This window comes from Halomonas sp. BM-2019, from assembly GCF_017584085.1.
Window position 1 is genome coordinate 2,796,874 of sequence record NZ_CP071922.1, and the last position, 2,028, is coordinate 2,798,901.

Genomic DNA, 2,028 nt, shown 5'->3' on the forward strand with positions numbered 1-2,028 from the left:
CCCGGCCCGCGCGCCGTGCAGATCGCCGGCGGCGACGCCGCCATGCTGGCCGAGGCGGCACGCCTCAACGCCGACCGGGGCGCCGAGATCATCGACATCAACATGGGCTGTCCGGCCAAGAAGGTGTGCAACAAGGCCGCTGGCTCGGCGCTGCTGCGCGACGAGGCCCTGGTGGCCGAGATCCTCGAGGCGGTGGTGGCCGCGGTAGCGGTGCCGGTGACGCTCAAGATCCGCACCGGCTGGTGCGCCGAGAGCAACAACGCCGTGCGCGTGGCGCGTCTGGCGGAGGCCGCCGGCATCCAGGCCCTGGCGGTGCACGGCCGCCACCGCCAGCAGCGCTTCACCGGCCAGGCCGAGTACGACACCATCGCCGCGATCAAGGCCGCGGTGTCGATCCCGGTCTTCGCCAACGGCGATATCGACTCCCCGGAGAAGGCCGCCGCGGTCCTCGACTATACTGGAGCGGATGCGGTGATGGTGGGCCGCGGCGCCCAGGGCAACCCCTGGATCTTCCGCGAGATCGACCACTACCTCCGCCACGGGGCGCGCCTGGCGCCCCCGGCCGACGAGGAGCGTGCCGCGGTACTGCGCGACCACCTGACGGCCCTGCACGACTTCTATGGCGAGCACATGGGCGTGCGCATCGCGCGCAAGCACGTCGGCTGGTACCTGGCCGGCGACACCCGCCTGGCGGCGGACGCGCGGCACCACCTCAAGGCCACCTTCAACGGCCTGGAGAGCGCCGACGCCCAGCATCGCTTTATCGACGACTGCTTTCGTCATGCTCACTCCCCGGTCACCGGACCGCGGGACCCCGGCGTGACAGCGAAAGGGACACGAGCCGCATGACCAGCCAAGCCTTCCCCCCGAACCCCGAGCTGTCTGGACATTGCCAGGACCTTCCCGGGCCGGACGGCGAGCGCCCCACGGCAGCGGACCAGACGGTCGGCCAGCGCCCGCTGCGCGAGGCCGTGGATCTCGCCATGCGCCGCTACTTCGCCCACCTGGACGGCGGCGAGGTCACCGGGCTGCATGCCATGGTGATGGCCGAGGTGGAGGCCCCGCTGCTGGCCGCCGTGCTTGACCACACCCAGGGCAACCAGACCCGCGCCGCCGAGATGCTCGGCCTCAATCGCGGCACCCTGCGCAAGAAGCTCAAGCAGTACGACCTGATCTGACCCGTTCGAGAAGGGAGCCCCCGGGCTCCCTTCGGCATGTGATGCGCATGCCACCCCAGCCTTCCGCCCCACCTGTCAGTAGAGAGTGACTCCATGGTTCAAGCCACCCCCACCCCGGTCCGCCGCGCCCTGATCAGCGTCTCCGACAAGACCGGCATCGTCGACTTCGCCCGCGGCCTGTCCGAGCGCGGCGTCGAACTGCTCTCCACCGGCGGCACCTTCCGCCTGCTCAAGGAAAACGGCATTGCCGTCACCGAGGTGTCCGAACACACCGGCTTCCCCGAGATCATGGACGGCCGGGTCAAGACCCTGCACCCGAAGATCCACGGCGGCATCCTCGGCCGTCGCGGCCAGGACGACGCCGTGATGGCCGAACACGCCATCGCCCCCATCGACATGGTGGTGGTCAACCTCTACCCCTTCGCCCAGACCGTGGCCCACCCGGAGTGCACCCTCGCAGACGCCATCGAGAACATCGATATCGGCGGGCCCACCATGGTGCGCGCCTGCGCCAAGAATCACGCCCACACCACCATCGTGGTGGACGCCGGCGACTATGCCCGGGTGCTGGGGGAGATCGCCGCCCAGGACGGCGCGGTCAGTGACGCCACCCGCTTCGACCTCGCCGTCAAGGCCTTCGAGCACACCGCCGGCTATGACGCCGCCATCGCCGACTACCTGGGCGGGCGGGTTCCCGGCGGCGAGGAGGGCTTCCCGCGCACCTACAACCTGCAGTTCATCAAGAAGCAGGCCATGCGCTACGGCGAGAACCCCCACCAGGGTGCGGCCTTCTATGTGGAGGCCGACGCCCGGGAGGCCAGCGTGGCCACCGCCACCCAGCTGCAGGGCA

2 protein-coding genes and 1 pseudogene are annotated in these 2,028 nt (G+C 70.4%); all 3 read left to right on the forward strand.

Annotation, left to right across the window (positions count from 1 at the left end):
- The coding region (gene dusB, locus J5F18_RS13955) for a tRNA dihydrouridine synthase DusB (RefSeq protein WP_346299200.1) at nucleotides 1-849 on the forward strand (849 nt) is incomplete at its 5' end.
- Nucleotides 846-1,178 carry a DNA-binding transcriptional regulator Fis gene (fis, locus tag J5F18_RS13960; protein WP_346299201.1) on the forward strand — a complete coding sequence of 111 codons (333 nt, stop codon included), beginning with the start codon at nucleotides 846-848 and terminating at the stop codon, nucleotides 1,176-1,178. The genes dusB and fis, both read left to right, overlap by 4 nt.
- Before the next feature lie 93 nt (nucleotides 1,179-1,271).
- A pseudogene (gene purH / locus J5F18_RS13965) lies at nucleotides 1,272-2,028 on the forward strand (bifunctional phosphoribosylaminoimidazolecarboxamide formyltransferase/IMP cyclohydrolase); the annotation flags it as partial.

Coding starts and splice junctions, on each gene's coding strand:
- fis (WP_346299201.1), top strand. CDS start 846: ATGACCAGCCAAGCCTTCCCCCCGAACCCCGAGCTGTCTGGACATTGC.